This window comes from Pseudomonas sp. R62 (assembly GCF_000257605.1).
Taxonomy (GTDB): domain Bacteria; phylum Pseudomonadota; class Gammaproteobacteria; order Pseudomonadales; family Pseudomonadaceae; genus Aquipseudomonas; species Aquipseudomonas atacamensis.
Genome location: NZ_JH635998.1, coordinates 1,411,753 through 1,413,609, shown reverse-complemented (window position 1 = coordinate 1,413,609; position 1,857 = coordinate 1,411,753). Strand labels below are relative to the sequence as shown.

The window sequence follows — 1,857 nt, the reverse complement described above, 5'->3', positions numbered from 1 at the left end:
GCGATGTTGGCAAGGGCCTCTTCGCGAGCAGGCTCGCTCCCACAGGGGCATGCATTCCCAAGTGGGAGCGAGCCTGCTCGCGAAGGTGGTGTGTCAGACGCGGAAGGCCTGAACGGCCGTATGCAATTGGCCGCCGAGAATCAGCAGATTCTCGCCCTGTTCGCGGCCCTGGCCGATGCGCAGCAGGTTATCCCCACCCAATTGATGAATGCGCTCGCTGTGATCGCGGATCTCGCTGACCGCGCCACTTTGCTGCGCGGTGACATCGGCGATGCGCACGGCGGTGTCGGCGATGGTCTGGATCGCACCGACGATTTTGTCCAGTGCACCGTCGGCCGCTTGCGCCTGACTGGCCGTGGCTTCGGCGTGTTCGACCTGCGCGCGCATGCCTTCGACCGATTGCCGCGCGGCGGTCTGCAGGCCGGCGATCAGCGTCTGGATTTCTGCCGTGGCCCCGGCGGTACGTTGTGCCAGCGAGCGCACTTCCTCGGCGACTACGGCGAAACCACGGCCCATCTCCCCGGCGCGGGCCGCCTCGATCGCGGCATTCAGGGCGAGCAGATTGGTCTGATCCGCAATCGAACGAATCACCGTCAGCACGCCGCCAATGGTTGCCGACTCTTCCGCCAGATGTTCGATCATCTGCGCATTGCCTTGAACTTCACCGACCAAAGCATGCAGCCCGGTGAGGCTCTGGCCGATCACCGTCTGGCCATGTTCGACGGCCAGACCGGCATGACGGCTGGCGTCCGCGGCCTGCCGGGCATCGCCGGCCACTTGCTGAATCGTCGCCTCGAGTTCCCCCAGCGAGTCGCGAATCAGCGCGGTATCGCCGGCCTGATGCTCGGCGCCGCTGTGCAGGTCATTGCTCAGTTCCGCAAGGGTGCGGCTGCTGCCCGCGACTTGCTCGGCGTTGCCGCGAATGGTGCCGACCAGGTCCACTAGATAGGCGCGCAAGCGATTGAGCGACGCTTCGATGTCGTGCAGCTCGCGATTGGTCTTGCCCAGTTGGATGTCGCGACTGAAATCGCCCTCGGCCCAGGTCGACAATGCCGGGGCGAGGTTGGTCAGGGTGCGGGCCAGGCGCCGCTGCAAGGTATCGATGAGCAGGGCGATCAGCAGAATCAGGCCGATCATCACGCCTTGCATCAAGCGTACTTCACCCTGGATCTGCCCGTGTTGCGCGCGCACCACCGGTTCGAGGCCGGCGATGGCGTGCTGCACGCTGGCGATTTTTTCGTGGGTCGCGGCGCTGAGATCGGCGCGTTTCTGGATCTGCTCGCGGGTGCGCGCCAGTTCCGCCGGATAGCGGCCAAGCAAGCTGTTCAGTTCGCGCTTAAGGGCGACACCGGCATCTTCGGCGGCGGCTTTATCAGTGTTTTCGATGCCCATCAGCGCGGCGAAATCGTCACTGCTCGATTCGTTGCTGGCGACCACACCAAGCAAGGGCAGGGCATCGATGGCCTGGGCCTGGGCGCGCATGTTGCTCACTTCACGCTCGACATCGGCGGCCAGTTCACTGCGCCCGCTGCTGACCAGTTTGTCCCGCGCCAGCGACAGTTTGCCCAGATGCTGCGATGCGGCGAGCAGTGGTGAGAGGTAGGCGGCGTTGCCATTGGCGTAGGTGTTGAGCTGGTCGAGGCTGGCGCTGAGTTCGCGTTCGGCCTGCAACAGCAGCGCCTGCGGATCGCCAGCCAGTTTGCCGGCGGCGAGCAGGTCGGTTTTGCTGAATTCATCAAGGTTCGCCAGACTTGGCTGCACGGTGTCGGCCAGCGTCGGGGGCAGCTCACCCAGTTGCTTGTGCACGCTGTCGATGGCCTGGGCGGCGCTGCTCAGGCGCAGCGCGTCACCGCTGGC

1 protein-coding gene is annotated in these 1,857 nt (G+C 65.2%); it reads right to left on the bottom strand.

The window, feature by feature from the left end:
- Nucleotides 1-93: 93 nt before the first annotated feature.
- Entirely contained in the window at nucleotides 94-1,137 is a 1,044-nt protein-coding gene (locus OQK_RS31965; protein WP_374190761.1) for a methyl-accepting chemotaxis protein, read from the bottom strand.
- Nucleotides 1,138-1,857: the final 720 nt, after the last annotated feature.

Bases quoted from the DNA above. Each gene is read 5' to 3' on its own strand.
- OQK_RS31965 (WP_374190761.1), bottom strand. From the start codon at position 1,137: ATGATCGGCCTGATTCTGCTGATCGCCCTGCTCATCGATACCTTGCAG.